General features: G+C 55.5%; 28 protein-coding genes. 19 read left to right on the top strand and 9 right to left on the bottom strand.

The genetic code is table 11. The annotated features are described in order from the left end of the window. The first annotated feature begins 63 nt into the window (after positions 1-63). From ACOCF6_RS06275 to ACOCF6_RS06250, 6 genes are all read left to right on the top strand, one after another. Positions 64-378, top strand: coding sequence for a cytochrome c3 family protein (locus tag ACOCF6_RS06275; RefSeq protein WP_482459536.1), 315 nt, complete (start codon positions 64-66; stop codon positions 376-378). A gap of 303 nt (positions 379-681) precedes the next feature. Next, on the top strand, positions 682-1,509 hold the full coding sequence (locus tag ACOCF6_RS06270; RefSeq protein ID WP_482459535.1) for a phosphate ABC transporter substrate-binding protein: 828 nt from the start codon (positions 682-684) through the stop codon (positions 1,507-1,509). A 245-nt stretch (positions 1,510-1,754) separates the two neighbouring features. Continuing rightward, the gene (locus tag ACOCF6_RS06265; RefSeq protein WP_482459534.1) at positions 1,755-3,767 is read left to right on the top strand and encodes a transglycosylase domain-containing protein; all 2,013 of its coding nucleotides are present in this window, start codon (positions 1,755-1,757) and stop codon (positions 3,765-3,767) included. A 128-nt stretch (positions 3,768-3,895) separates the two neighbouring features. Continuing rightward, positions 3,896-5,506, top strand: coding sequence for a HAMP domain-containing methyl-accepting chemotaxis protein (locus ACOCF6_RS06260; protein ID WP_482459533.1), 1,611 nt, complete (start codon positions 3,896-3,898; stop codon positions 5,504-5,506). 210 nt (positions 5,507-5,716) lie between these two features. Next, on the top strand, positions 5,717-6,325 hold the full coding sequence (locus ACOCF6_RS06255) for a carbonic anhydrase (protein WP_482459532.1): 609 nt from the start codon (positions 5,717-5,719) through the stop codon (positions 6,323-6,325). A gap of 103 nt (positions 6,326-6,428) precedes the next feature. Continuing rightward, on the top strand, positions 6,429-7,061 hold the full coding sequence (locus ACOCF6_RS06250; protein WP_482459531.1) for a hypothetical protein: 633 nt from the start codon (positions 6,429-6,431) through the stop codon (positions 7,059-7,061). 115 nt (positions 7,062-7,176) lie between these two features. Here the strand turns inward: ACOCF6_RS06250 and ACOCF6_RS06245 are convergent, their stop codons facing one another. Further along, on the bottom strand, positions 7,177-7,662 hold the full coding sequence (locus tag ACOCF6_RS06245; RefSeq protein ID WP_482459530.1) for a PaaI family thioesterase: 486 nt from the start codon (positions 7,660-7,662) through the stop codon (positions 7,177-7,179). 246 nt (positions 7,663-7,908) lie between these two features. Between ACOCF6_RS06245 and ACOCF6_RS06240 the strand changes: the two genes are divergently transcribed. The 4 genes from ACOCF6_RS06240 (at position 7,909) to ACOCF6_RS06225 (ending at position 11,290) form a co-directional block, all read left to right on the top strand. Further along, a complete protein-coding gene (locus ACOCF6_RS06240) occupies positions 7,909-8,922 on the top strand; it encodes a transglutaminase-like domain-containing protein (RefSeq protein ID WP_482459529.1) in 1,014 nt (337 codons plus the stop codon). 183 nt (positions 8,923-9,105) lie between these two features. Next, positions 9,106-10,485 carry an ATP-dependent RNA helicase DbpA gene (dbpA, locus tag ACOCF6_RS06235; RefSeq protein WP_482459528.1) on the top strand — a complete coding sequence of 460 codons (1,380 nt, stop codon included), beginning with the start codon at positions 9,106-9,108 and terminating at the stop codon, positions 10,483-10,485. Beyond that, positions 10,482-10,997 carry a DTW domain-containing protein gene (locus ACOCF6_RS06230; RefSeq protein ID WP_482459527.1) on the top strand — a complete coding sequence of 172 codons (516 nt, stop codon included), beginning with the start codon at positions 10,482-10,484 and terminating at the stop codon, positions 10,995-10,997. Before dbpA ends, ACOCF6_RS06230 begins: the two co-directional genes overlap by 4 nt. A gap of 32 nt (positions 10,998-11,029) precedes the next feature. Then, positions 11,030-11,290, top strand: coding sequence for a DUF3862 domain-containing protein (locus ACOCF6_RS06225; RefSeq protein WP_482459526.1), 261 nt, complete (start codon positions 11,030-11,032; stop codon positions 11,288-11,290). Here the strand turns inward: ACOCF6_RS06225 and ACOCF6_RS06220 are convergent, their stop codons facing one another. Beyond that, the gene (locus ACOCF6_RS06220) at positions 11,291-11,431 is read right to left on the bottom strand and encodes a hypothetical protein (RefSeq protein ID WP_482459525.1); all 141 of its coding nucleotides are present in this window, start codon (positions 11,429-11,431) and stop codon (positions 11,291-11,293) included. A 186-nt stretch (positions 11,432-11,617) separates the two neighbouring features. Between ACOCF6_RS06220 and ACOCF6_RS06215 the strand changes: the two genes are divergently transcribed. After that, on the top strand, positions 11,618-12,112 hold the full coding sequence (locus ACOCF6_RS06215) for a YehS family protein (RefSeq protein ID WP_482459524.1): 495 nt from the start codon (positions 11,618-11,620) through the stop codon (positions 12,110-12,112). A 43-nt stretch (positions 12,113-12,155) separates the two neighbouring features. Further along, positions 12,156-12,620: an FKBP-type peptidyl-prolyl cis-trans isomerase gene (locus ACOCF6_RS06210; RefSeq protein ID WP_482459523.1), complete on the top strand. Its 465-nt coding sequence runs from the start codon at positions 12,156-12,158 to the stop codon at positions 12,618-12,620. Between the two features lie 93 nt (positions 12,621-12,713). Here ACOCF6_RS06210 and ACOCF6_RS06205 read toward each other — a convergent pair whose 3' ends face one another. Both ACOCF6_RS06205 and ACOCF6_RS06200 read right to left on the bottom strand, forming a co-directional pair. Next, on the bottom strand, positions 12,714-13,196 hold the full coding sequence (locus ACOCF6_RS06205) for a YchJ family protein (RefSeq protein WP_482459522.1): 483 nt from the start codon (positions 13,194-13,196) through the stop codon (positions 12,714-12,716). Positions 13,197-13,266: 70 nt separating this feature from the next. Continuing rightward, the gene (locus ACOCF6_RS06200; protein ID WP_482459521.1) at positions 13,267-14,007 is read right to left on the bottom strand and encodes a DUF4197 domain-containing protein; all 741 of its coding nucleotides are present in this window, start codon (positions 14,005-14,007) and stop codon (positions 13,267-13,269) included. Between the two features lie 289 nt (positions 14,008-14,296). Here ACOCF6_RS06200 and ACOCF6_RS06195 point away from each other — a divergent pair, with 289 nt between their 5' ends. From ACOCF6_RS06195 to ACOCF6_RS06185, 3 genes are all read left to right on the top strand, one after another. Further along, positions 14,297-15,283 (top strand): serine/threonine protein kinase, encoded by a 987-nt coding sequence (locus tag ACOCF6_RS06195; RefSeq protein WP_482459520.1) that lies wholly within the window; start codon positions 14,297-14,299, stop codon positions 15,281-15,283. 115 nt (positions 15,284-15,398) lie between these two features. Further along, on the top strand, positions 15,399-16,271 hold the full coding sequence (locus tag ACOCF6_RS06190; RefSeq protein WP_482463278.1) for a bifunctional 5,10-methylenetetrahydrofolate dehydrogenase/5,10-methenyltetrahydrofolate cyclohydrolase: 873 nt from the start codon (positions 15,399-15,401) through the stop codon (positions 16,269-16,271). Between the two features lie 36 nt (positions 16,272-16,307). Further along, positions 16,308-16,685 carry a c-type cytochrome gene (locus tag ACOCF6_RS06185; protein WP_482459519.1) on the top strand — a complete coding sequence of 126 codons (378 nt, stop codon included), beginning with the start codon at positions 16,308-16,310 and terminating at the stop codon, positions 16,683-16,685. Positions 16,686-16,998: 313 nt separating this feature from the next. Here the strand turns inward: ACOCF6_RS06185 and ACOCF6_RS06180 are convergent, their stop codons facing one another. Beyond that, on the bottom strand, positions 16,999-17,250 hold the full coding sequence (locus ACOCF6_RS06180; protein WP_482459518.1) for a DUF3820 family protein: 252 nt from the start codon (positions 17,248-17,250) through the stop codon (positions 16,999-17,001). A 55-nt stretch (positions 17,251-17,305) separates the two neighbouring features. Beyond that, positions 17,306-17,818, bottom strand: coding sequence for an FKBP-type peptidyl-prolyl cis-trans isomerase (locus ACOCF6_RS06175; protein WP_482459517.1), 513 nt, complete (start codon positions 17,816-17,818; stop codon positions 17,306-17,308). A gap of 138 nt (positions 17,819-17,956) precedes the next feature. Here ACOCF6_RS06175 and ovoA point away from each other — a divergent pair, with 138 nt between their 5' ends. From ovoA to ACOCF6_RS06155, 4 genes are read left to right on the top strand one after another with little or no spacing between them, the layout of a single operon-like run. Further along, on the top strand, positions 17,957-20,104 hold the full coding sequence (gene ovoA, locus ACOCF6_RS06170; RefSeq protein ID WP_482459516.1) for a 5-histidylcysteine sulfoxide synthase: 2,148 nt from the start codon (positions 17,957-17,959) through the stop codon (positions 20,102-20,104). Then, a complete protein-coding gene (ygiD, locus tag ACOCF6_RS06165) occupies positions 20,101-20,889 on the top strand; it encodes a 4,5-DOPA-extradiol-dioxygenase (protein WP_482459515.1) in 789 nt (262 codons plus the stop codon). Before ovoA ends, ygiD begins: the two co-directional genes overlap by 4 nt. A 48-nt stretch (positions 20,890-20,937) precedes the next feature. Further along, the gene (locus ACOCF6_RS06160) at positions 20,938-21,141 is read left to right on the top strand and encodes a SlyX family protein (protein WP_482459514.1); all 204 of its coding nucleotides are present in this window, start codon (positions 20,938-20,940) and stop codon (positions 21,139-21,141) included. A gap of 41 nt (positions 21,142-21,182) precedes the next feature. Then, entirely contained in the window at positions 21,183-21,842 is a 660-nt protein-coding gene (locus ACOCF6_RS06155; RefSeq protein WP_482459513.1) for a YceH family protein, read from the top strand. On the opposite strand, the gene hflX is transcribed toward ACOCF6_RS06155, so the two are convergent. The 3 genes from hflX to ACOCF6_RS06140 all read right to left on the bottom strand — a co-directional run bounded on the left by hflX (position 21,823) and on the right by ACOCF6_RS06140 (position 24,661). Beyond that, the gene (gene hflX / locus ACOCF6_RS06150) at positions 21,823-23,337 is read right to left on the bottom strand and encodes a GTPase HflX (protein ID WP_482459512.1); all 1,515 of its coding nucleotides are present in this window, start codon (positions 23,335-23,337) and stop codon (positions 21,823-21,825) included. The two genes, ACOCF6_RS06155 and hflX, sit on opposite strands and share 20 nt — an antisense overlap. A gap of 217 nt (positions 23,338-23,554) precedes the next feature. Then, positions 23,555-24,322, bottom strand: coding sequence for an enoyl-ACP reductase FabI (locus ACOCF6_RS06145; RefSeq protein WP_482459511.1), 768 nt, complete (start codon positions 24,320-24,322; stop codon positions 23,555-23,557). A 54-nt stretch (positions 24,323-24,376) separates the two neighbouring features. Then, the gene (locus tag ACOCF6_RS06140) at positions 24,377-24,661 is read right to left on the bottom strand and encodes a hypothetical protein (RefSeq protein ID WP_482459510.1); all 285 of its coding nucleotides are present in this window, start codon (positions 24,659-24,661) and stop codon (positions 24,377-24,379) included. Positions 24,662-25,010 lie beyond the last annotated feature (349 nt).

Here is a 25,010-nt window from a genome sequence, read left to right as displayed (position 1 = left end):
CTCTGTATACTGATTAAAGTACCTATACACAGCAGAAGGTTATAGATGACAGGGGAGGTTCTTGTGTTGAAATTGACTCTGGTAATACTGTTGGTTGCGTCAGGTGCGTTTGCTGCCGACACCATTGAATTCAAAAACGGCATGTCCTTCAATCACAAAGGTCATCAGGTGGAACGAGTCGGCAAGTGTTCCGTATGCCATGATAATGTGTCTGTCTCCAAGGATGAGACAAAGGTCTCCATAGCTGACCCGGGCAAGATCAGCGGCTTCGGCAAGGCCTGGGCGCATAAAAACTGCACGGATTGCCATGATTTATTTGGAGAAGGCCCGGTCAAGTGCAACGATTGTCATCATACGAGGGTTTCTTCGATCAATTAGGATGGCTGAGGGGTATTATGATGTGTTGAACTATTCTGTCGCATTCTTTTAATTCCAGAAAAAATATCCTTGATTCATCCGGCGGCCAATTGGGCGTCGGATATGTCAGCAACACGAAGGCCGCGGGAGGTATCCCGCGGCCTTCGTTGCTGGTACCTGTTCAAAGTTCGCGGAAAACTATGTTATAAGCGTAAGGAACGATCTGCAATTGTCACAAAATTGTAACATAACTATCTCAATTCATAAGGTATATTGAAACTTTTCAGGATATTCTTTGCTGCATTTTAAATTGGGAGGCGCTGTATGAACAGGGTTGCAGGTTTTTTCTTGAGGATGGTAGCGGGGTTGTGCCTGGCAGCGTTGCCCGGTGGGGTTATGGCTTCTGACCTGAGCGGCCAGCTGGTGATCAGCGGTTCGGACACGGCAGAGTTGGTAATCGTTGATATGGCCAAGAACTTCATGCATAGCAACAAAGGGGTGAAAATAGTCGTGCGGGGTGGAGGCTCAGGCAAGGGGATAAACGATACACGCAGTGGCGGCGCATCCATCGGCATGGTGTCTCGTGCTCTCACTGCTCAGGAGTCGGTTGATCTGCGCGCCTTCACAATTGCCTACGACGGCATCTGCTTTGTTACTGCGAGAAACAATCCGGTTCAAAGCCTGACACCTTCGCAGCTTGAAGGTATTTATATGGGGAGAATCGCCAACTGGAAAGATGTCGGTGGTCCCAATCTGCCGATTACCACCGTGATTCGTGACCGTGCCAGTTCTTCCAACAAGGTCGTCGCAGAATTCCTCGGGGTAAGGGATTCAGACCTGCGGGGGAAGGTGGTCAATGATGCCGAGGTTGCCATGAGACTCGTTTCAACGGATCAAAAGGCAATTGCGTTTGTTTCCAGCGGGGAGGCCTTTCATGACAAGTTGAGCGGTATGCCGATCAATATCCTGGCGTTGTCAGGGAAAAAGGCAACCCTGAAAACAATTGCTCAGAACAGCTATCCCCTGACCCGTCCCCTGAGCCTGATTACCAAGGGTGAACCCAGCCCGCTGGCGCAGGCGTTCATCTCCTTTTGCCAGTCAAAGGCCTCAGCTGCATCCATACGGGCGCACAATTATGTAAAGCCCGAATAGATTCGCCGCTGAAAATTGGGCGTTGATTTTTCTGAAGAATTTAGAGTTTATAAGGCGGCCAATTGGTCGCCTTATCTGTTTTTCTTGAATGGCACTGACGCTGGTTTTTTTTGTTGTGGTGATGAATATATGTGCTCGACACCGGTTGGCGCCAAAGGGATTAGCTTGCCAGTGAACATGAGATGTGACAAGATTTGTTCCGCAGTTGAATCCCGAACCGGAACCTTTTCAGGAGAAACAACCCCTTGGTCTCCTTATTCACATCACAGAGAAAGATTCTTTCCGTTGCAGCCGGCAGTTTCCTGGCTTTATGTCTGATCTCACCGGCACATGCTCTGGACACGTTCGCCACCTATCCCCCCCTGCCGTCCGGTTACAGCTCCATCAAGGTGTTTGACAACCATAAGCGTTATGTCGGCCGAATCCAGCCGGCACAGAGATACTGGGTCTCCATTGATCGTATCCCCCTGTTCCTGCAAAAGGCGGTGGTGGCAGTTGAAGATGCCCGTTTTTATGAACATGGCGGCATCGATGTGCGCGGGATCGCCCGGGCCCTGGTAAAGGATGTGGTCAAGGGGCGCTTGGCTGAAGGGGGCTCGACCATCACCCAGCAGTTGATCAAGAACAGGTATCTGTCCGGCGTAAAAACCATTGAGCGAAAAATTGATGAAGCCCGCATGGCCATCGATTTTGAAGAGAAATACAGCAAGAAGCAGATTCTGGAGATGTATTTCAACGAGATCTATTACGGCAACGGGGCCTGGGGCATTGCCCAGGCGGCCCGACTCTACTTCGATAAGAGCCCGGAAGAGCTCAATGAGGCCGAGTGCGCACTTTTAGCCGGAGTACAGAAAAATCCGTCCCGCTATAATCCCCTGGGAAAATCGGTCCATGTTACGGGGCGGCGGGATATTGTGCTGAAGCGCATGGTCGATCTGAACATGATTTCTCCCAGTCAATCAAAAGCGTTGCGAGCCCATCCGCCATCGGTAGTCAAACCGGGACAGGCCCCCCAGTATCTGGCGCATCTCCGCAGTAAGCTGATTGAACGCTACGGAGCGGATGTCATCGAACAGGGAGGGCTGGAAGTGACCGCGGCCCTGGATCTGAACCTGCAAAAACAGGCTGAGCAGATAGTGCGGGAGGGAGTAAAGCGACTGTCGCCCGGACTGCAGGGTGCCTTGGTCTGTCTGGACCCGGCTACAGGTGATGTGCTGGCGGCCGTGGGTGGTGTCGACGTTACCCAGAGCGGCTATGATCGGGCCTTTGCTGCCCGGCGTCAGCCCGGTTCTGCCGTCAAGCCGCTGATCTATGCTGCGGCCCTGGAAAAGGGTATTACAGCCGGCAGCCTCTGGAATGATACGCCGGTCGCCTACAATAAGGGCAGGAATGAAGTCTGGAAACCGATGAACTATGGGAGAGAGCAGTACGGCGATCTTTCTCTCAGGCAGGCCCTGGCCTATTCCAATAATGTCATCGCGGTGAAGCTGCTGGAGAACATCGGGGTACCGTATTTCGTCGATTTTGCAGGAAAGATGGGACTGTCCCTGCGCCCGGAAAATGGACTATCGCTGGCCCTGGGAACCGATGACGTCTCTTTGAGCGACCTGGTACTGGCCTACACCCCTCTGGCCTCCGGGGGAGGGCGGCCCGCAGCGAGAACGATAATTCGTGTCTATGACAGCAAGCGTCGCACATGGTTGGAAAATCCCCAGGTTGTTGCCCCGGTCCTTTCCCCGGCTACAGCCTTTGTCACCACCCAGATGCTGAAAGACGTCATGTCCTATGGTACTGCCAAGGGGCTCAAGAAATTCAGCCAGGCACATCCGTCCGCCGGGAAGACCGGCACGACCGATGATTATCGGGATGCCTGGTTTGTGGGCTATACCCCCCAGCTGATAACCGGTGTCTGGGTGGGATACGACAAACCGCGGCCCGGCGGGAAAGGCTTTACCGGAGGGGCTGTTGCAGCCCCCATCTGGGAGCGGTTCATGCGAAAGGCGCTGGCCGGAAAGCCGGTTGTGGATTTCCTGAAACCTGATACGGTTGTTTCCGTCTCCATCGACCCTGCAACCGGTTGCCCGGCGGCGGAGGGCACACAAAAGAAACGGGACGAATACTATATCTCCGGGACCGAACCGGGTGAATTCTGTACCAAATCCATCGGAGCTGAAGGCGTGCCGCCGATTCCCTTGAACCCGGATGGTCAGCAACCTGATGCGGATGCGGAGAGCATAGACAACAATACATCGCAATAATGTTGGTCTCAATTCATTGCTGCGGACTTGTTTTTAATTAATTGACTTTGCCCCCTGCCTTTTGTATACATTAAAATATGATATAAGTTATATATATAGTATATTTGGGGGAGAGAATGTTTTCTGGTATGAAGATCCGAAGCAAGATTTTATCGGCATTTATCATCATTACTTTGCTGACAACGATTCTGGGAATATTCTCGCTGATACAGATCGGCAAGGTTAAAGAAAAATCTGATGACATGTCGAAAAATCTGCTTCCGGCAGTTGTAAACCTGGGCATTGTCGACAGCCAGATGAATCTCAATCGTCGAGGCGAAATCCAGGCCTGCACAAACACGACCCCCGAAGAACTTGACCGTTATACCAAGCGACAGACCGAGACTGCGGAAAAAGTCGGCCAAGCGATAGCTGCAATGGAAAAACTTCCGTTGACGATGGAAGAAAAGAAACTGCTGGACGGCTTGAAAGGCCTTGTTGCCGCCTATTACAAGGATTCTGCCAAGACCTTCGAGCTTTCCAGGACCGGCAACTTGGAAGAAACAACGAAATATATGCGTACGGTCAGCAAGAAGAGTTACGATGCTGCCCAGAAAAATGCGAATGAACTGGTTGAACATAACAAAAAGGAGACGGCCGAGGATTCCAAGCAGGCTGACAGTATCTATGCTTCGGCCAAGTACCTGATTATCGCGGCCATAGTGACTTGTGTGGCTGCTGCACTCCTGTTCGGGTTGTTTATTGCCGGTGCCATCTCGGCTCCGATCCGCAGACTGGCTGAAGAGGCCAACAAGGTTGCAGCAGGAGATTTGAGGGTTCAGCTGGTGCAGGGCGGCAGCGATGAGATCGGGCAGATGACCGGAGCCTTTGCCGCCATGATCGACAACCTCCGCTCCATGATCGGCAAAATAGAGGAAGCTTCCAGCCGGGTAACCTCCACATCCGGCGAGGTTTACAACACCTCCGAGCAGATGGCAACCGGTGCAGAGGAGGTGGCGTCCCAGGCTGCAACTGTTGCTACAGCCGGCGAGGAGATGTCAGCCACCTCCGGAGATATTGCACAGAATTGCCAGAAGGCGGCAGAGTCTGCCAATCGGGCCAATGAATCGGCGGCATCCGGTGTGCATGTGGTGCAGGATACGGTTAAATGTATGTACAAAATCGCCGAACAGGTAAACGCAACCTCAAAAACGGTTGAAAGTCTCGGTACACGTTCGGATCAGATCGGCCAGATCGTTGGCACCATCGAGGATATTGCCGACCAGACCAATCTTCTGGCTCTTAATGCGGCCATAGAGGCGGCCAGGGCCGGAGAGCAGGGACGCGGCTTTGCGGTTGTCGCCGATGAGGTCCGTGCCCTGGCAGAGCGTACGACCCGGGCCACACGCGAAATAAGCGAGATGATCAAGGCGATCCAGACGGAAACAAAGGGCGCAGTTGCTGCCATGGAACAGGGGGTCAGGGAGGTCGAGAATGGAACCGTCGAGGCGGGTAAGTCAGGTGAGGCGATCTCCGATATCATTAATCAGATCGGCTCCCTGCAGACCCAGGTCAATCAGATCGCCACGGCAGCCGAGGAACAGACCGCTACGACTTCGGAAATCAGCAGCAATATCATGCAGATTACTGAGGTTGTCCAGCAGACCGCCCGAGGTGCCCACGAGTCAGCCGCCGCAGCCAGCCAACTGAACACCGTCGCAGAGGAGCTGCAGCGACTGGTGCGTCAGTTCAAGCTGTAGCCTCACCATCTGCTGGATAGTATGAAACGCCTTTCCGGGTAGAGCCCGGAAGGGCGTTTTTGTTTGTACACTGCAGCTACGCGCCAGGTACAAAAAACTTACCGGGGTTGTACCAGGCAAAACCTGTAACTCCTTGACGTGATATGAAATAAACCATACTGTTGTACATACGAGAGGCACGAAGTGGTTGTCGGATGAAGCGGGGGGGATATGATCACAACACTACTGGACGGCAACAAGCGTTTCGTTTCGGATGTCTTTGACCGGGAGCGGGATTACTTTGAGGAGCTCGCCAAACAGCAGCGTCCGACCGTCCTCTGGATCGGCTGCTCGGACTCCCGCGTACCGGTCAATACTATTACCCAGACCCGGCCGGGCGAGATCTTCGTCCACCGCAACGTGGCGAACATCGTTGCCACCAATGACTGGAACCTGTCGGCCGTACTGGAGTTCTCCATCAACCACCTGATGATCCCCGATATCGTTGTGTGCGGTCATTACGGCTGCGGGGGGATCGCGGCACTGGATGAAAAAAATGCGGACGACCGCTATATCCCGATCTGGCTCAACAATGCCTACAAGGCGCGGGAGCGGGTTGACGACAAGCTTCTGGGACTGCACTTCCAGATTACGGAGGAGCAGCGCATGAACCTGATTGTGGAAGAAAATGTACGCCTGCAACTGGAACATCTGCAGGAATACCCCTTTGTCCGTAACGCAATGCAGGACAAGGCCCTGTCTCTGCATGGCTGGGTTTATGACATGTCCAACGGGGGGATCAAGGTTGTGCAGCGCAACAACCTTGTGTGCCGGGAGTAGTGCGTTGAACGGCAGCAGTTGTCGCTGGAGTGGATAAAAACGGTTTGTTGCAACAGATGGTGCTATAATCCAAGTACAAATCAAGCAAAACTGGAGGCCTGTTATGAAAAGCAGATTACTTGCAGCCCTGTTGTTTATGGGTATTGCACTGGCGGGATGCGGCAGTGGAGAAGTAGTTGTCAGTCCGCCGATTCAAACTAAAATTACCAGTTCCCTGTCATTGGACGGCTATGTTGTAGAAGATCCAGTCACATTGGTGTTGACATCGGTTCAGAACTCTGCAAGTTTGTTTGCCGGCATAGACCCCGTTACCGGGGCTGAATATCGCGCCTTTATCGGTTTCCCTTTGGGAGGAGTTGGTGGGGTGCCTGGTAATGCGATAATCGATTCCGCGACCCTCAAGATCTTTATTAATGATGTTCGGCCACTTAGTGGCTCCATTCCCATCCGTATTGAGCTGGTATCCTTTGGGGCACCTCTTCTGCCAAATGATTTCGATCGTATTATTTTACCACCACTCGCATTTACCACGATCAGCCCCCCTGTTTCCAGAACAGACATCGGGTTTATTGTTCCGGTTAATGTGACTGCTTTGATGAGGGAAGCACAACGATTAGCCTTGCCCGCCTTTCAGGTTCGTATTTTGGAGGATTTTGGCTTCGTTACACCTGGACTGATTGAAATTGAAGATTCCATTACTGCACGTGCCCCGCAGCTGACGGTGAACTATTTCTGACAACCGGCGTTGGTGCCGATGTGGATGAAGAAACAGCTCAGGCGGCCAATGGCCGCCTGAGCTGTTTCAGGTTGTACTGCCTGTGTCAAGGTGTGACCTGAATCTCATAGCCCGTCTATTTGCCCGGAATGGTGATGCAGAGGCACTCCCCGGCGGCATAGGTTGACTTGCCGCAGAAAATGCGGCCATGTACCATTACCTTGCGCCCCTCGGCAGAGATGATCTTGCTTTCAACCGTAACTACCTTTTGCAGCGGCAGCAGATTGCGGAAATTGACATTCAGGTTGCCGACCACGATCGAATAGCCGGCTGCCCAGGCGGACAGTCCCAGGACCTCGTCGAGAACGGCGGCCATCGAGCCGCCATGGGCATGCCCCGGGGGCCCTTCGGTCTCGGGCCCGAACCAGATGCGGGCTTTGAGATGCTGCTCCGAATCCTTATAGTAGCGCACCCGGAAACGATTGCCAGTCGGATCGCCGGAAACGAATCGCAACGACTCACCTACCAGCGAGGCTGCATCGAAGGGCGTCCAGCCGTCGTCACCGCTCAGGTCGACGGGCGGACAGGCTGCCGCGCAAATTTTCTCAACGGTTGTTGTCACAGATTTTCTCCTAAGAAAATGTCGTTTACGTACATGGAATTGAAATGGCACTATAGCAAACTTTGCCGGAGGAAGAAAGCCTAAGACGCTGTCCCGTGGCAAGGTATGTACATCGGTGATAACGATTGTAACTCCTGAATGTATCGAATCTACCCGTTTGTCTCAGTGGGTGAATCGGGCTATGCTCCTGCTGCACAGAACCCGAAATGAGGTGCTGTGCATAAAATCCGGAAACAGGAGAGCGGCATGAGAAGGATCATTGTAGCAATTATTGTATTATGCGGACTCGTTGCGGGGAGTGCGTGGGGGGCAGGCCAGCGGGCCGGTATCGTCACCCTGGAGGTGGACCTGTCTGCGCAGCCCCCGGGTAAAGATGCCAAATTGTGGATACCCTATCCGGTCAGCGATCGCATCCAGGTAATAAGCGATATCAGGGTTTCCGGCGACTTTGCGTCGTCAGGGGTCTATACCGACCTGACCTATGGTACGCCGATGCTGTATGCCGAGTGGCCCGCAACTGCCGTGAGCAGGAAACTGAGCTTCTCTTTCCGGGCAGTGCGCCAGGAGATTGCTCAGCGCGATCTTCCGGCCAGGGAGCCGCGCTGGAATCCGGGCGATTATGCCGAATACCTGCTGCCGACCAGCCTTGGTCCCCTTGCCGGCGATGTAAAGGTCCTGGCCGACAGGATCACCACGTCAAAGCTGACAAACCTGGAGAAGGCCCGCGCCATCTACGACTGGACCGTGGAGAACATGTACCGTGATCCCGCTACCAAAGGGTGCGGTCTGGGTGATGTCTGCCTGCTGCTGAAGAAGCCGGGGGGGAAATGTACGGATATCTCCTCGGTCTTTATTGCACTCTGCCGCGCCGCCGGGGTTCCGGCCCGCGAGGTGTTCAGTATCCGGCTCGGCAAGAAACCGGTAGAGGATATTACCGGCTATCAGCATTGCTGGGCAGAGTTCTTTGTGCCGGGCTATGGCTGGGTAAGCGCCGATCCGGCGGATGTGCGCAAGGCGATGCTGGTGGAAAAGCTGGAGCTGGATAACCCGAAGACCAAAGAGTACCGGGCGTACTTCTGGGGCGGCATCGATGCGTACCGGGTGGTGCTGGCCAGAGGGCGTGACCTGCGGCTCAACCCGCCACAGGCCGGAGCGCCATTGAACACTTTTGGCTATCCCTATGCGGAGGTCGGCGGTAAACCGCTTGATTTCTATGATCCCAAAGGTTTCAGCTACCGTTACAGTTTTTCGGAAAAGTAACAGATACTCCGCGCTTGATCATCTGCAGACCTGAAAAAGGCGGCCAAACGGTCGCCTTTTTTATGTCCCGGCTGCGGAAATCACACCGGTTTCAGGTGGCAGTCGCCGGACTCCCCGCTCCATAGAATACTGGACGAAAACACTCGTCTGGGGTAGGGTGACATTAAAGAAAGAGAGCGCTTCATGCCCCCCAAAGAATTTTCTGCACTGCACCTGAAACCTGCCATGCTCAAGAACCTGGCCTCCCTCGGTTATGCCGCGATGACGCCGATTCAGGCCCACAGCCTGCCACACATCCTGGCCGGCAAGGATGTTATCGCCAAGGCCAAGACCGGCAGCGGCAAGACCGCCGCCTTCGGTATCGGCCTGCTGACGCATATGGAAGTCGCCTCGGCGCGCGTGCAGGCACTGGTGCTCTGCCCCACCCGCGAACTGGCCGACCAGGTCGGCAAGGAGCTGCGCCGCCTGGCGCGCCTGACCGACAATATCAAGATACTGACACTCTGCGGCGGTGTTCCTTTCGGACCCCAGCTGGGGTCACTGGAACATGGCGCCCATGTTGTGGTCGGCACACCCGGCCGCCTGCTCGATCATCTGCGCCGGGGGAGTCTTGACTTGAGCGGACTGCGTACACTGGTCTTGGATGAAGCCGACCGCATGCTCGATATGGGTTTCCAGGATGAGATCACTGCTCTGATCGCCGCCGTCCCGAGCCAAAGGCAGACCCTGCTCTTCTCCGCTACCTACCCGGAGGCGATTGCTGCCATGAGTGCTGAAATCCAGCACGAAGCGGTGGAGATCAGTGTCGATGAGGTCCATGAGGCCGGGGTTATCGAACAGCTGCTCTTTGAAGTGGACAAAGAACAGCGGACAGCTGCCCTGGCCAGGCTTCTCGGCCATTATCGCCCGGAATCGACCCTGGTATTCTGCAACACCCGCATAGATTGCCAGGAGGTGGCTGATGACCTGGTCAGGCGCGGTTTCTCGGCGCTGCCAATTCATGGCGATCTGGAACAGCGCGAGCGCGACCAGGTGCTGGTCCGTTTTGCCAACAGGAGTGTTTCCGTACTGGTGGGCACCGATGTGGCAGCCCGCGGACTGGACATCAAGGATCTGGGGGCGGTGATCAATTATGAGCTGTCCCGCGACCCGGAGATCCATATCCACCGCATCGGACGGACCGGCCGTGCCGGGGAACAGGGGCTGGCGCTCAGCCTGGCGACGGTCCAGGAAATGCGGCGTGTCCAGGCGATTGAGGGTGCCCAGGGCCGCACGATTCCCCGGGGGGATCTTGATGCGCTCTCGATGGTAGCAGGCAGGCCCCCGGCAGCACCTATGGTGACGCTCTGCATCGACGGCGGGCGCAAAAACAAGCTGCGCCCCGGCGATATCCTGGGGGCCCTGACCGGCGAGGGAGGCATCGCTGGGAGTGAGGTCGGCAAGATTGATGTGCTTGAATCCCACGCCTATGTGGCGATTGTGCGCTCGAGTGTTGATCAGGCCCTGGCCTGCCTGGGGCGCAACAAGGTCAAGGGGCGCTTTTACAAGGTGCGCAGGGTATGACGACCGGCCTGAAATTTACCCTGTTGACCCATTTCAAGGAATTGGAAAAACGCTCCAATACCGGCCGACTGGTGGTGGATGTCCTTGGCAGTGCCGCTGAACAGGTGCGTTGGGACCGGATGAACCCTCCGTCAGTGCTTTTGGAGGAGATAAAGGCGGGCGGGGTGGCGCTGATCTATCCCGGCACCGAAGACGAACTGGGTGGCGACCTGGCGGGAATTCATCATTTCATCCTCATCGACAGCACCTGGCAGGAGGCGCGTAAGATACACCAGCGCAGCCCGTATCTGCAGAAGGTTCGGCGCATCAGTCTCAAAACCGGGCAGAAATCAGAATACAGTCTCCGCAAAAACCAGAAAAATGCCGGTTTGTGTACGGTCGAATGTGTCGTTGAAATCCTGCGCAGTACCGGGCGGGTCGATCAGGCAGAACACCTGCATGCCTGCTTTCTTGCGTTTATGAATCAATCCGGCGCCAAACCATCCATTTCCCGTGACTCTCCAGATACGTGAAGAGCTTGAGGCGGAAAACAACCAGAAAGGACATGACGGTGAAGATACGGACGATCATTCTGCTGCTTCTTGTATGCATGCTGCTTGGCTGCAGCAAGCTGACAGCTGATAACTATGCTAAGATAACGACCGGGATGGCGTACAGCGAGGTGGTCAAGATCCTCGGCAAGCCTGACAGCAGCTCGGAGGCGCTGTTTGTGAAGAACTGCGTCTGGGGAAATGAGCAGAAGAATATTACCGTCAACTTTGTGGCTGACAAAGCCATACTTTCTACCAGCAGGAATATCAGATAGTCAGTTGCGGGAAACCGGCTCTATCTCCTCGGAATGCTTATGCTTTCTGCGGTGCCAGACTGCGCGGCTGCCAAAAAAGGCCCCGGCAGCCGTCAAAACCCAGATGGTGATGGTGACAGTCAGTTCGCTGGTGGTAATCATCTTCGGCTCCTCGTTTGAATCGGAATGGTCGTTCCTACGATTGCACGGAATTCTCCTGAATACCTTGATTCAGGTCAAGCTTGACGCAGGAACTTCAGCAGTGATATTGTGTGACAAGAAAAGGCGGCCATCCGGCGGCCTTTTTAAGTTCAGGGCCTCCTCCAAGCCCCTTCAAAAGGATCTTATATGACCAGTAACGATCTCCTGCGCCGTCTGCGCTACGCCTTGAACCTGAACGGCATCAGCATCGCGGAAATGTGTGCCTTGGGAGGGCATGATATCAAGCCGACCGATGTGCTGAAGCTGCTTAAGAAGGAGGACGAACATGGCTTTGCGGTCTGCGACGATACGGTTCTGGCCGCCTTTCTGGACGGTTTGATCATCAGCAGGCGCGGGCCTCGCGAGGCACAGTTGGGGGCGGTCCTACCGCCGGATGGTCTGCTGAATAACAACCTCATTCTCAGGAAGCTGCGCATCGCCCTGGAGTTGACTGATGCGGATATGCTGGAAATCTTCGACCAGGCCGGGGTCGCTATCTCGAAAGCGGAGTTGTCGGCCCTGTTTCGCGGGATCGGGCAGAGGAATTTCAAGGAATGCGGTGATCAGCTGCTGCGCAATTTTGTGAGGGGTCTGACGCTCGGAACCAGGCAGGCCGCGGCTATAAAAAATCTGAACACATGAACGACCGCCGGGTGAATGCTACCCCTGGCGGCGGGGAGAGTACATGAAACAAATCGGCAAAGATACGATTGTTACCCTCAGTTATGAGGTTACCGACACGGATGGCACCGTGTTCGACGCAGGCGAAGAACCCCTGGTCTACCTTCATGGCGGCTATGGTGACGTGTTTGAGGCTATTGAACATGCGCTGGAGGGAAAGTCTGTCGGCGATACCGTGTTGGTCAAGCTGCAGCCGGCCCAGGCCTATGGCGAGTATGATGCCGATCTTGTGCTGATCGAATCGGTCGATGTCCTGCCCCAGCCGCTCAAAGTCGGGATGCAGATTGAGGGTGAGCCCGAAGGAGAGCCGGATGAAGCCATTTTTTACCGGGTAACCGACATTGCCGAGGGCAAGGCCGTTCTGGACGGCAATCACCCCCTGGCAGGGATGGCGCTGGTATTTACCGGTACGATAACCGCAGTGCGTCCCGCAAGCCCTGCAGAGATCAAGGCCGGCCAGGTGCAGTAAAAAATGACGGGCATGTAGTTGTGATAACCGGGTTGGGGAAAAAACAAGGCGGCCGATGGGCCGCCTTGTTCGTTGTTGAATGCAGCTGATGTGTTATTTTCCGCAGCACTTCTTGTATTTGAGTCCACTGCCGCAGGTGCAGGGGTCGTTGCGACCGATCTTGCTGACAGTGATCGGTTTCTGCTTCACCATGGCGCCATCGGTAAAAAACCATTGTCCGTTATCCTTCTTGAACTGGGCATTCTCGTGGTGTTCCCGCGGAACCCCTTTTTCGTTGAAACGGGCGATGAATTCGACTTCTCCCTGCTCATCCGCTGTCCCGCCTTTCCGGGTCCCGACGATCTCAAGCCCCAGCCACTCGGAACTCTCGGCCCACTCCCTGGTGCCGGCGTGATCGTAGTTCTGACGATGGTCGGGATGGGTGGTTTCAAAGACGAAATCCATCTTGGCGCCGACATAGGCCGAATAGCGTGCCCGCATAAGTTGCTCCGCAGTCTCGGCAGCGTGCTTCCCGTCGATGATCGGTTCGCAGCATTCGGCATAGGGTACGCTGCTTCCGCAATAACAGTTGCTCATTTCTGATTCTCCTTCATGAATTGTTGGAGTACTGCGGTGCCATAGAATAGGGCGTCTTGTCAAACACTATCTATTTCCCGAAGACCTTTTTCAATAACTCGGTCCCGCGGGCGGCCGGGTCGGTCCGGATCTTTTTTTCTTCCTCAGCGAGCATGCTGAACAGGCCATCAACGGCCTTGCCGGTGACGTAATGCTCCAGATCAAATGTGCCGACCGCCCCTGCAAACGGGATGGCCTCGAATGTATCCACCATTTGTGAGTAATAGCGCGCTACACCCTCATCCTTCATGTTGGCCGCCACTATCGGTTTGAAGGCGGAATAGATATTGTCGCCGGTCTTCTGCCGGAAGTACTCCGTGGCCGAGCCCGTATCACCCTGCAGAATCGCGCGGGCATCGTCAAAGGTCATCGCCTTGAGAGCTGTCACGAAATGCTCGGTCGCCTTGGGGGCCGCTTTTTCCGCGGCCCGGTTCATGCTGAGCACGAAATCGTCTACCTGTTGCTGGAAGCCGAACCTGCCGAGCAGATCGGCCGTTGTGCGGATCTTCTCGGGCAGCAGAATCTTGATCATCTCGTTATTGAAATAGCCGTCGCGCTGCGATACGGTTTTGACCGCCCGGGACGTGCCGGTGGCCAGCGCCTCCTTGAGCCCCCGGGCGATGGTTGAGTCATCGAGCGTGCTTCCCGCACTCCCTCCTGCCGCTCCGCCCATCACGGAGTTCAGGTCGTCGAAAAAACCGGCATAGGCAGGGGCGGAAATGGATGTCAGCAGCAGGGTCGCAGCGATGATCGTTCGATGCACAGGTTTCATGGTGGCGCCTCCTTGATAAATTTTTACAAGCATACCACAAATTTGAACAAGGCGTCCTGTCAGCTGTTTTTCTTCTCCAGTCATACCAATTCCAACTCAAAGCGCTATCTTCGTTGGCTCGTCTTAGTGAGTTAGAATGTGAAACATTCGTGAACGAACTATTCTGACTTGTCAGGGCAGGCTCCTCAACGTACTGATCTGTACGCCTCGTCGCCTCAATCCTCGCCGCCTTGATTTCATCGTTGATTTGAAATTGGAATCAGGACGTGTTTGGTGGTATGGTGACCCCATGACAACCACCCATCATCCATTTCATGTACTTACCCCGGATTTCATCATGGATGCCGTCGAGAGCCAGGGCTTCCGTTGCGACTGTCGCACCTTTGCACTGAACAGCTACGAAAACCGCGTCTACCAGGTAGGTATCGACGAACAGTTGCCGCTGATTGCCAAATTCTATCGCCCCGGCCGCTGGAGTGCCGAGCAGATCCAGGAAGAGCATTGTTTCTGCTTTGAACTGGCAGAACATGAACTCCCGGTTGTGGCCCCCTGGAAGAATGCTGCCGGCGAGAGCATCTTTGGGTACAAGGGATTCAGTTTTGCACTCTATCCGCGTCAGGGAGGCCATGCCCCGGAGTTCGATAACCTGGACAACCTGCTGATCCTCGGCCGCATGCTCGGACGTATCCATTGCATCGGTGCCGTGCAGCCGTTCAGCCACCGGCCGGTTCTGGACAGCGAAAGCTTCGGCCATGCCAGTGTTGCCCTGATCTGTGATCGTTTTATCCCGGAGGATTACCGCGTCAGTTACGAGGCCGTCACCAGGCAGTTGCTGGAAGTCATCGACGGAATCATGGACGGAGTCGGTTCTGTCCGTTACATCCGCTCCCATGGTGATTGCCACGCCGGCAATATCCTCTGGCGGGACAATGCCCCGCACTTCGTGGATTTTGACGATGCCCGCATGGCGCCGGCGGTGCAGGATCTGTGGATGATGCTCTCCGGTGACCGCCAGCGGCAGACCGCCCAACTGGAGTCGCTGATGGAGGGTTACCGTGAATTCTGCTCGTTCGATCCCCGCGAACTGCGCCTGATTGAACCGCTGCGCGCCCTGCGCATGCTGCACTACAGCGCCTGGATCGGGAGCCGCTGGGATGACCCCGCTTTTCCGGCTGCATTTCCCTGGTTCAACACCGTAAACTACTGGGGTGAGCAGATTCTAGCTCTGCGGGAGCAACTGGCGGTGTTGGCGGAGCCGCCGCTGGAGCTGGAGTGATGGGTCGGGGCGGACTTATTGCGGCGTCAGCCGATTTGTGGTACAAAAAAATGTTCGTCCGTGTGACGAAAGCAGAATTGCATCCATACTTAGACGCGGAGAATTTAAAATGCAGATGAAACTGCTGGACGGCAAGAAATGCGCAGAACATCTGGTTGTCGACATATCCAGGAAAGTGGCCGGCTATGTGGAATCCGGCCTGCGCAAACCGCACATGACCATTATTCTGGTGGGTAATCATGCCCCCAGTGAATCGTATGTGAAGTCAAAGATAATTTCCTGCGAAAAGGCTGGATTCGACGGCAATCTGATCCGCCTGCCGGAAGACATCACTGAAGCCGAAATTCTGGCGCGGATTCACGAGATCAACAACGATAACAGCACCGACGGCCTGATTGTTCAGTTGCCGGTGCCGAAGCATATCGATCAGCAGAACATCATCAACGCCATTGCGCCTGAAAAGGATATTGACGGTTTTCATCCCACCAATTTCGGCCGTATGACTCTGGGGCAGAAGGCCTTCCGCCCGGCCACAGCCTACGGTATCTGCAAGCTGCTGCAGTTCTACGACATCCCGATCAAGGGCAAGCACTGCGTGGTGATCGGGCGCTCCAACATTGTCGGCAAGCCGATCTCGATCATGCTCTCCAATGATTTCGACATCGGCAACGCTACGGTTACCCTGACGCACATCGAGACTCCCCGGGAACTGCTGCTGGATGAAACCCGCCGGGCCGACATCGTAATCGTTGCGGTGGGTATCCCGGGATTCGTCACCGAGGATATGGTCAAGCCGGGGGTGGTGCTGATCGACGTGGGGATCAACCGTCTGGAAAACGGCAAACTGGTCGGAGATGTAGATTTTGAGAATGTTGCGAAAAAGTGCTCCTGGATTACGCCGGTGCCGGGCGGGGTGGGGCGCATGACTGTCGCGGCCTTGATGATTAACACCTTGATGGCGTATCAGAACAATTTTGACCTGGTCTGATATGCCACCTGCTTTGACAGGGTACAGGAGGTTTTCATGCTCAGGATAGTATCAATTGTATCTGTCATCGTGATATTCGCTGCTGGTCTACTGGTCGGCTGTTCGCAAGAGGCGCCAAAGAAGGCTGGACCCGGTCAACCTGCAGCTGCGTCGGGAAAAGCGGGCAGATCACCCTCGGGAGAGGCGTTGTTCAAACAGTACTGCTCCAGCTGCCACCCTGATGGCGGTAATGTCAGTGATCCGGGCCGACCCCTCTATGGCTCGGCGTTGAGACGCAACCACATAACCACGCCGGAGGATATTGTAAGAATAGTGCGCAAGCCCCTATCGCGAATGATCAGGTTTGATGCGTCAACGCTGTCTGATCAGGATGCCCGGTTGATCGCTGAATATATCCTGGCAACCTTCAAATAACACAGGTTCATGCACAAAAAATGAAAGGCCCGCCATGTTGATCGGCGGGCCTGATTTTATCTCAATGTTCCCTTTTCAAGGGCTGTTCCGGTTAGATGGTACTACCGGAAATATGCTGCCTAATTCTATTTTGGGGACTTGCTTCCTCTGTAATGTTGCCCTCCTTATAGAGACAGTCTGTTGCTTCTACTCGGTAGTACTACCTGATTCAACTATACCTCCGACAGTCGAAAAAAACAGTCTGTTTTTTTATTTTTTATACGTATATACTCAACCGTTACATAAAGGTCACGGCAGGTACCGCGGCCTTTTTTCATTGCCGCAGGGGATCGAAGAGAAACTCCAGCCCATTGACCTTGATTTCGTAGACTGTCTGCAGCATTTGTCCCAGTTTGCCTGCGGGAAAGCCTTCTTGAGCGAACCAGATCACATAGGGTTCCGGCAGGTCGATTAGCAACTGCCCAGCATGCTTGCCGAAGGGCATGCGCATCCGGGCCAGTTCAAGCAACTCATTCGGATCGAATGATGCGGGGATTGAGATCGTTTCGTAATGTTCTGGCGGCATGGGTTTTCACGATAAAGGCGGCCACTTGGCCGCCTTTAGTTGTCAGATGAGGATGTTATGAAAGGATTTCCAACAGGGTTATTTCGAAGGTCAGGTCTTCTCCGGCCAGCGGGTGGTTGGAGTCGAAAGTTATGTTCTCTTCTGTTACCTCTACCACCTGTACACCCAGGTCTTCATCATCTTCGTTGGTCAATACGAGTTCGTCACCAACCTCAGGTTTGAGATCTTCGGGCATGTCACTGCGTGGAACAGTAAAAACCTTGTCTTTGTCATATTCGCCAAAGGCGTCTGCAGCCGGTATGATAACGGTCTTTTTGTCGCCGGGCGCCATGCCGATCAATGCTTCGTCAACCTGGGGAAACAGTTCGCCCTCGCCGACCGTCAGTTCCATCGGGCCGCTTTCGTGTCCTCCGCAGCCGCAATCTTCGTCACCGCAGTCGTCTCCACAGTCATCGCCGCAATCGTCCGCATCGCATTCCTCTTCGAGGGTGGAGTCAAAAACAGTGCCGTCTTCGAGCTTGCCGGTGTAATCAATTGTTACCTTGTCGCCTTTTTTTGCCTGTGCCATGGTAATACCTTTCTCTGTATTCTGTGCTGTGATAAAGTTTTGGTACAATACGAGAGAGTGTGTCTGTCGTCCACAAAAAAATTGCAATTCTGAATTTACTGTCGGCAGTTTTGTCCGGGACTGCCCAAGGAGTCTGCAATGAACCTCACCACGATACATGAGAAATTGAATGCCAATCCTCTAAATAACACCCGTACCATCATCCTGAACAGTGGCGATCCGGAAGAGAAGCGCAAGGAAATTCTTGCATACTTCCACGCCACCTATGATATTGACGAAAAGCTGTATGAGAACCTCAAATTTGACGAGACTTACTACCTCCGCGCTGACCGGCTGCGCCACCCGCTGATCTTTTATTTCGGACATACAGCCACCTTCTTCATCAACAAGCTGACCATCGCCCGGGTTATCGACAAGCGCATCAATCCCCGGTATGAATCCATGTTCGCCGTGGGGGTGGACGAGATGTCCTGGGATGATCTTGACGAACGCCACTACGACTGGCCGACCCGCCAGCAGGTGGCGGAGTACCGCGACCAGGTCCGAGAGCTGGTGGACGGTTTGATCAGAAAGCTGCCGCTGACGCTGCCAATCACCTGGGAATTACCCTTCTGGGGCATCATGATGGGCATCGAACACGAACGCATCCACCTGGAGACCTCCTCGGTGCTGATTCGCCAGCTCCCCATCGACCAGGTACAGCAGCTCCCCTTCTGGGAAATCTGCAAAGAGGCGGGTGAGCCGCCGGCCAATGAACTGCTGACTGTTACCGGCGGCATGGTTAAGCTTGGTAAAGCAAAGGACCATGCCCTCTACGGCTGGGACAATGAATACGGTCTGCATGAGGCCGAGGTAGCCGCATTCAAGGCCACCCGATACCTGGTCTCCAACCGGGAGTTTCTTGAGTTTGTCCAGGCCGGTTGCTACTCCGACCAACAATGGTGGGACGAGGAGGGGTGGAACTGGCGCGAATTCAAGCAGGCCGAACATCCCCTGTTCTGGGTCAAGGACGGCGATGGCTGGCGCTTGCGCACCATGGCTTCGGAAATCGACTTGCCCTGGAACTGGCCGGTGGAAGTCAATCAGCTGGAGGCCAAGGCCTTTTGTAACTGGAAGGCTGCCCGGACCGGTAAACCGATCCGCCTGCCGACCGAGGACGAGTGGAACCGGCTGCGGGACGTCTGCGAGATCCCCGACCAGCCCTATTGGGCAAAGGCGCCGGGCAATCTCAATCTGGAGCATTGGAGCTCGTCCTGTCCGATCGACAGGTTCCGGACCGGCGACTTCTTCGATCTGCTCGGCAATGTCTGGCAGTGGACCGAAACCCCCATCTACCCCTTTCACGGTTTCGAAATTCATCCCTGGTACGATGACTTCTCCACCCCGACCTTTGATACCAGGCACAACCTGATCAAGGGCGGTTCCTGGATCTCCACCGGTAATGAGGCGACGCGGGATTCACGCTACGCCTTCCGGCGTCATTTCTTCCAGCATGCCGGTTTCCGCTATGTAGAGAGTACCGCAGCGGTGACGGTGCACGACGACCGGTACGAGAGCGACGCCCTGGCGGCCCAGTACTGCGATGCCCATTACGGCCCGCCGCACTTCGCTGTTCCCAATTTTGCCGTAACCTGCGCCGAAATCTCTCTGGCGGCCATGCAGGGCCGCAGCATGGGGCATGCCCTCGATCTGGGCTGCGCCGTGGGGCGGGCGGCCTTCGAGCTGGCCAAGGGGGGCTTCGAGCAGGTGACCGGACTGGACTTTTCCACCCGTTTCTTCCGCCTGGCGACCCGCATGCGCGACGAGGGCTACCTGCGCTACGCCTTCCCCGAGGAGGGGGAGATCGTCTCCTTTCATGAGATCGGTCTGCAGGAGCTGAGGCTGGAGGCAGTCCGTGAGCGGGTGCGCTTCTACCAGGCCGATGCCTGCAACCTGCCGGAGAAATTCCGCGGTTATGACCTGGTGCTGGCGGCCAACCTGATCGACCGGCTCTATTCGCCGCGCCGGTTCCTGACGACTATCCATGAACGCATGAACCCGGGCGGCCTGCTGGTGATCACCTCTCCCTACACCTGGCTGGAGGAGTATACCAAAAAAGAGGAATGGCTGGGGGGCTACCGTGATGCCGGCGAACCGGTCTGGACCCTGGACGGCCTCAAGGAGGCGCTGGCACCGCACTTCCACATGCTGGGCGAACCGAGGGATGTACCCTTTGTGATCCGTGAGACGCGCCGCAAGTTCCAGCATACGGTGGCCGATCTGACGGTCTGGGAGTTGAAGGCGTGAGCAATGAAACCAGCACCATGCCGGCCCTCTTCATCGGCCACGGCAGCCCGATGAACGCCATCGAGGAGAACGTTTTTTCCGCGGCCTGGCGTGAAGCGGCCGAAGCGATCCCGCGACCCACAGCGATCCTCTGCATCTCGGCCCACTGGGAAACGGAGGGGACCTTTGTCACCGCCATGGAGCATCCCAGGACCATCCATGACTTCTACGGATTCCCTGACGAGCTCTATCAGGTGCAGTATCCGGCCCCCGGTTCGCCTGAACTGGCGGAGCGGGTGCGATCGCTGGTCACTGCGTGTGCAGTGCGACTGGATGACGGTTATTCCTGGGGGCTGGACCACGGTGCCTGGTCGGTACTCAGGCGCATGTACCCGCTGGCCGATATCCCGGTCGTGCAGCTCAGCCTCGACCGCAGCCAGCATCCCCGCTTTCACTACGATCTGGGGCGTGAGTTGTTTGCATTACGACAGGAAGGGGTGCTGATTGTAGGAAGCGGCAATATCGTCCATAACCTGCGCCTGCTGCAATGGGACGCCCGGGTGCCTTTCCCCTGGGCAGCGGAGTTCGACAGGGTGGCGGCGGAGCTGATCCTGTCCGGTGGTCATGACCGTCTGGTGGCCTATCCGGCACTGGGCGAGGCCGCCCGACTTGCCATCCCCACCAATGAGCACTACCTGCCGCTGCTGTACATCCTGGCCCTGCAGCAGCCGGGCGAACCGGTCACCTTCTTTGCCGAGGGGCTGCCGCTGGGCTCCATCTCCATGCGCTCGCTCAGGATCGGCTGATATAACGTAAGCAAACGGCATGTAAGGAAGAAAATAAGGGGAAGCATCATGGAAGAACGTCTCACCGAGCTTGAACTGCGGTTCATGCACCAGGAAATGACCATCAACGAACTGAATGAAATCGTCTGCCGCCAGGAAGCGGCGATTGCACGGCTGGAACGGGAGCTTGGCCGGATGCGGGAACAGTTCTCGTCATTGTCGCCTTCCATCAATCGAACTGCCGAGGAAGAAGAGCCGCCGCCCCATTATTGACCTGTTGGGTAAATTAATTATCTTGAAGCAAGGAGAATAGCATGGATGTAGTTCTGAATGAGGTAGAGGTCAGAGTCCTCGGCTGTCTGATCGAAAAAGAGATGACGACCCCGGAATATTATCCGCTCTCGCTGAACGCCCTGACCAATGCCTGTAACCAGAAATCGAACCGCGACCCGGTCATGGCTCTGACTGAGGAGGATGTGGTCCGGGCCCTTAATCGTATGCGCTTCAACCAGTTGACGGTTGTATCGGGAGAAAGCAGCCGCGTGGCCAAGTATCGCCATCTGCTGGCCGAGAACATGGGGCTGATTCCGGCCGAACTGGCTGTCATCTGTGAACTGCTGGTGCGTGGTCCCCAGACCTTAGGCGAATTGCGTACCCGTTGCGAACGAATGCACTCCTTTCCTGATCTGGCGGCAATGGAAGAGGTTCTCAATGAATTGATGGAACGAGAAAATCCTCTGATTGTGCGTCTGCCCCGTCAGCCGGGACGCAAGGAGGCCCGTAACGCTCATCTATTTTCCGGTATGCCGGATATGACGGCTGAGGAACATGAATCGACTCCTGAACCGGCGCGGGTCAGGGTTATGGCTGAAAACGAAAGAATAGTAAAGCTTGAGGAAGAAGTAGCTGCCCTCAGGTCGGATGTGGCGGGGTTGCGGCAGCTGGTTGAAACGTTTACCCGTCAGTTTGAGTAGCTGATTCGCAGTATTCCACTTCTTCCGGCCAGAAGCGCCGCTGCAGCTCTGCCATCAGCGGTGCCAGGCTTTTTCGATCACGGGCCGATACGAGTAAACCACTCTGGGTCCGGGCCGACTGGCGCGCACGCAAAAATGCAACCGTATCATTCTTCCTCAGACCTTCCAGCAGATCCGCCTTGTTGAAGACCAGCAACTCGTCCTTATCTCCCAATCCCAACTCCGCAATAATAGTGCGCACCTGGGTGATCTGGTCCTCAAAGCGGGGATTGGCCGAATCCACGACGTGCAGCAGCAGGTTTGCGTCCTGCAGCTCCTCCAGCGTGGCCTTAAAGGCCCCCATCAGCGATTTCGGCAGTGAGCGGATGAAACCGACCGTATCGGTGATGATGACCTCCCGCTCACGGGGAAAGCGCAGACGGCGGGTAGAGGTATCCAGAGTGGCGAAGAGCAGGTCTTCGGTGAAAACGTCACTTTTTGTCAGGGCGTTCAGCAGGGTCGATTTGCCGGCATTGGTGTAGCCGACAATGGAGATGATCGGTACGCCGGCCTTGATCCGCTGCTGTCTGCGCTGTGAGCGGCCGCGGGAGAGATCTTCCAGAACCCGTTCCAGGCTGGCAATGCGGTCACGGATGCGGCGGCGGTCGGTCTCCAGCTTGGTCTCTCCCGGTCCCCGTCCGCCGATGCCTCCCATCAGGCGCGACATCTGAACGCCACGCCCGGTCAGGCGCGGCAGCAGGTACTTGAGCTGGGCCAGCTCCACCTGAACCTTGCCGTCCAGGCTTTTTGCCCGGCGGGCGAAGATATCCAGGATCAGCTGGCTGCGGTCGATGACCTTCAGTTCGGTCAGGGCAGAAATGGAGCGGATCTGGGCCGGGGTCAGCTCCTGGTCAAAGATCAGCATGGTGGCGCCGCGCTGCAGGGCCCGGATGACGACGTCACGCATCTTGCCTTCGCCCATGACATAGCGGGGATTGAGGCTGTGCGGGCGCTGGATGAACTCATCCAATGCCTCCACGCGGGAGGTGCGGGCCAGTTCCCGCAGTTCGGCCATGGAATCCTCGGCGTCCTGGCGGGTTCCACCCGTAGTGACCGAAATCAGTATGGCCCGTTCCACGGAGTCGTCGGACCTGCTCGAGCCGCGGGTCATCCGCTCCAGATCCGCTTCCAGTTCAGGGATGAAATGGATGCAGTCAAGGTCGATCCGTTCCAGCGGGGTGACAAGGTCGGTAGTCGCCGGTGATCCGCTTTGACTGACCGAAAGCCAGGCCAGTTGAGTGTAGATCTGTTGTTTTCCGGGGACGAAGAGCAGGGTGGCCAGCAGATCCAACCGCAGCAGTGAAAGGTCGGTGATGTCGTCTTCGGTGACCGGTTCATTCTTGAGGTGGGTGTGAACCAGTCGCAGGCCTCGCAAGGGGCGCTTTCCCAGCGGATAGTCGCTCAGATCGGGAATGACCAGCCCCTTTTCGTCACCGACAAGAACGTATTCCACCATGCCGGTCCGGTTGATGAGAATGCCGATTTGACGCCGGATGTCAGCGGAGAGTTCAACCAGGCGGGTAGCCAGTTCCTGTGAACAGAATTCAGCCGGCGGGATGCGCCTGCGATAGAGACGCTCCAGCGCCTGGATCTGGCTTGATTTCAGACCTGCGAGATTTCCGTACGGTTCTTTGATGGGTGAACTCCGGGGATATAGCTGGATTCGATCAGAATTATAAACCGATTACGTTGTAACCGCCGTCCACGTAATGGATTTCTCCGGTGACCCCACTGGCCAGGTCACTGCACAGGTAGACCGCCGAACGGGCCACGTCCTCCTGGGTAATGGTGCGGCGCAGCGGAGCACGTTCTTCGACGCTGTGCAGGATCTGGGAGAAACCATTGACGCCGGATGCGGCCAGTGTTTTGATCGGGCCGGCCGAGATGGCGTTGATGCGGATCCCTTCCGGACCCACCGCCTCTGCCAGGTAGCGCACCGAAGCCTCCAGGGCGGCCTTGGCCACGCCCATGACGTTGTAGTTCGGGAACACCTTTATGGCGCCGTAATAACTGAGGGTCAGCGCGGTGGCGGCACGTCCCTGCATCATCGGAAGCGCCTCTTTCATGATGCCGAGAAACGAATAAACGCTGATATCCATGGCCGTGGCAAATCCTTCGCGGGTTGTGCCGACGATCGTGCCTTTCAGTTCCTCTTTGTTGGCGAAGGCCACGGAATGGATAATAATGTCGATGCCATCCCAGACCTTGGACAGTTCCGTGAACACATCCCGGATATCATCATCACTGGTGACATTGCACGGCAGTATGGCTGCCGCATTTACCGATTCCGCCAGGGGCCTGACCCGTTTTTCAAGGGATTCTCCGGCGTAGGTGACGGCCAGTTCGGCTCCCTGCTCATGAAATGCCCGGGCAATAGCCCAGGCGATGCTTTTTTCGTTTGCGATGCCAAAAATTAACGCTTTTTTGCCCTGCAGCAACATAGTGCTTATTCCTCCATAACTTTTGTGCGTTGACATGTTAGCAGAACTGACGTTTCAGGCAAGGGGTAAAACCGGAGGCTGAAGGTCGTGGTTCGATGCAGGCAGAACTTCATCTGCCGGCGATTCCGCCGGAGTCGGCTGTGGCGGCTGCTCTGGCTGGAGCCGGGTGAGTTTTTCATCGATGGCCGTCAGGCGCTTCTCGATGGTCTCAAGCAGTTCCAGTGAACGGTCCTGCTTGCCCTTTATGGCGAACACAACAAACGGCATGATCAGCCACACAACCGCCAGGAACAGGCCGATAATGCTCATCATTGCCATAAATCCGCCAAAAATTTCCATACCTTCTCCTCGTGTGAAAACACCGTACGTCTATAGCATAGCACGTGCAAAATGTCTAAGATGAAAAGTATGGGACTGGTACACATCCGGCAACCTGTCGCGATTTTGCTCCGGCCCTGCCATGCAGGTTAAGTGCGTTAACGAAATCATTTCTGCTTTACCCCGATAAACGGGATAAGTACGTTCACGAAATCATTTCTGCAAAATCTGCAGAAATGATTCCTAACGTACTAAAAACCACAGAAATTGATTTCTAACTTACTAAATGCGAAAAGCGGTGAAAAGTGAACCCGACCTATGCTAGATTGTAACGATTTTAAATCGAACTCAGGTGGTTGTGTGAAACTTA

Source organism: Geobacter psychrophilus (assembly GCF_056821595.1).
The sequence above is the reverse complement of the archived record's forward strand: the minus strand, read 5'-3'. Positions and strand labels throughout refer to the sequence as shown.

Excerpts from the sequence above, each read along its gene's own strand:
- ACOCF6_RS06270 (WP_482459535.1), top strand. The coding sequence starts at position 682 with ATGAACAGGGTTGCAGGTTTTTTCTTGAGGATGGTAGCGGGGTTGTGC.
- ACOCF6_RS06260 (WP_482459533.1), top strand. The coding sequence starts at position 3,896 with ATGAAGATCCGAAGCAAGATTTTATCGGCATTTATCATCATTACTTTG.
- ACOCF6_RS06255 (WP_482459532.1), top strand. The coding sequence starts at position 5,717 with ATGATCACAACACTACTGGACGGCAACAAGCGTTTCGTTTCGGATGTC.
- ACOCF6_RS06250 (WP_482459531.1), top strand. The coding sequence starts at position 6,429 with ATGAAAAGCAGATTACTTGCAGCCCTGTTGTTTATGGGTATTGCACTG.
- ACOCF6_RS06240 (WP_482459529.1), top strand. The coding sequence starts at position 7,909 with ATGAGAAGGATCATTGTAGCAATTATTGTATTATGCGGACTCGTTGCG.
- dbpA (WP_482459528.1), top strand. The coding sequence starts at position 9,106 with ATGCCCCCCAAAGAATTTTCTGCACTGCACCTGAAACCTGCCATGCTC.
- ACOCF6_RS06230 (WP_482459527.1), top strand. The coding sequence starts at position 10,482 with ATGACGACCGGCCTGAAATTTACCCTGTTGACCCATTTCAAGGAATTG.
- ACOCF6_RS06225 (WP_482459526.1), top strand. The coding sequence starts at position 11,030 with ATGACGGTGAAGATACGGACGATCATTCTGCTGCTTCTTGTATGCATG.
- ACOCF6_RS06220 (WP_482459525.1), bottom strand. The coding sequence starts at position 11,431 with ATGATTACCACCAGCGAACTGACTGTCACCATCACCATCTGGGTTTTG.
- ACOCF6_RS06215 (WP_482459524.1), top strand. The coding sequence starts at position 11,618 with ATGACCAGTAACGATCTCCTGCGCCGTCTGCGCTACGCCTTGAACCTG.
- ACOCF6_RS06210 (WP_482459523.1), top strand. The coding sequence starts at position 12,156 with ATGAAACAAATCGGCAAAGATACGATTGTTACCCTCAGTTATGAGGTT.
- ACOCF6_RS06205 (WP_482459522.1), bottom strand. The coding sequence starts at position 13,196 with ATGAGCAACTGTTATTGCGGAAGCAGCGTACCCTATGCCGAATGCTGC.
- ACOCF6_RS06200 (WP_482459521.1), bottom strand. The coding sequence starts at position 14,007 with ATGAAACCTGTGCATCGAACGATCATCGCTGCGACCCTGCTGCTGACA.
- ACOCF6_RS06195 (WP_482459520.1), top strand. The coding sequence starts at position 14,297 with ATGACAACCACCCATCATCCATTTCATGTACTTACCCCGGATTTCATC.
- ACOCF6_RS06190 (WP_482463278.1), top strand. The coding sequence starts at position 15,399 with ATGAAACTGCTGGACGGCAAGAAATGCGCAGAACATCTGGTTGTCGAC.
- ACOCF6_RS06185 (WP_482459519.1), top strand. The coding sequence starts at position 16,308 with ATGCTCAGGATAGTATCAATTGTATCTGTCATCGTGATATTCGCTGCT.
- ACOCF6_RS06180 (WP_482459518.1), bottom strand. The coding sequence starts at position 17,250 with ATGCCGCCAGAACATTACGAAACGATCTCAATCCCCGCATCATTCGAT.
- ACOCF6_RS06175 (WP_482459517.1), bottom strand. The coding sequence starts at position 17,818 with ATGGCACAGGCAAAAAAAGGCGACAAGGTAACAATTGATTACACCGGC.
- ovoA (WP_482459516.1), top strand. The coding sequence starts at position 17,957 with ATGAACCTCACCACGATACATGAGAAATTGAATGCCAATCCTCTAAAT.
- ACOCF6_RS06160 (WP_482459514.1), top strand. The coding sequence starts at position 20,938 with ATGGAAGAACGTCTCACCGAGCTTGAACTGCGGTTCATGCACCAGGAA.
- ACOCF6_RS06155 (WP_482459513.1), top strand. The coding sequence starts at position 21,183 with ATGGATGTAGTTCTGAATGAGGTAGAGGTCAGAGTCCTCGGCTGTCTG.
- hflX (WP_482459512.1), bottom strand. The coding sequence starts at position 23,337 with ATGGTGGAATACGTTCTTGTCGGTGACGAAAAGGGGCTGGTCATTCCC.
- ACOCF6_RS06145 (WP_482459511.1), bottom strand. The coding sequence starts at position 24,322 with ATGTTGCTGCAGGGCAAAAAAGCGTTAATTTTTGGCATCGCAAACGAA.
- ACOCF6_RS06140 (WP_482459510.1), bottom strand. The coding sequence starts at position 24,661 with ATGGAAATTTTTGGCGGATTTATGGCAATGATGAGCATTATCGGCCTG.